General features: G+C 71.3%; 1 protein-coding gene. It reads right to left on the reverse strand.

The window, feature by feature from the left end; all coding sequences use genetic code 11:
• Positions 1-518: patatin-like phospholipase family protein (locus AC1DWF_RS38610; protein ID WP_476843676.1), on the reverse strand; the 518-nt coding region annotated here is incomplete at both ends.

Raw genomic sequence — 518 nt, forward strand, 5'->3', positions numbered from 1 at the left:
CCTATGTTCCACACGACGGGGATCTGGGCATCGAGGTTGGTGGTGCCGATCAGCAGGAGCCGGCCGCCGTCATGGGCCGCGGCGATGTCCGCCAGCATCTCCGCGGTCAGGTAGCGCGAGATGGTGCGATGGAGCGGGCCCGTGTCCGCCAACGCGTCCGAGAGGACGACGGACAGGTAGKCGCGCATGCTGGCCACGTCGCGCAGGCCGATGCTGGTGTAGATCTCGCGCAAGGCGCCATCGTAGCGCGGGCCCAGGAAGGCAAAAGGTGCCGTGAGGGCGCCGGTGCTGACGCCGGTGACGAGGTCGAAKTCCGGCCGATTCCCCATCTCCGTCCAGGCGCAGAGGAGGCCGGCGCCGAACGCGCCGTCCTCGCCCCCGCCCGACACCGCCAGGAAATTGGCAGCCCGCCCGGCCGCGGCGGCCGGGCCCAGCCTGGCGGCCTGCCGCTCCTGGGCCGCGAGGAATTCGCGGTCCACGCCATCGGCGCCCTGGAGGAAGTAGAACCGCTCATTGGG

The organism is Aminobacter sp. P4_D5 (assembly GCF_056401815.1).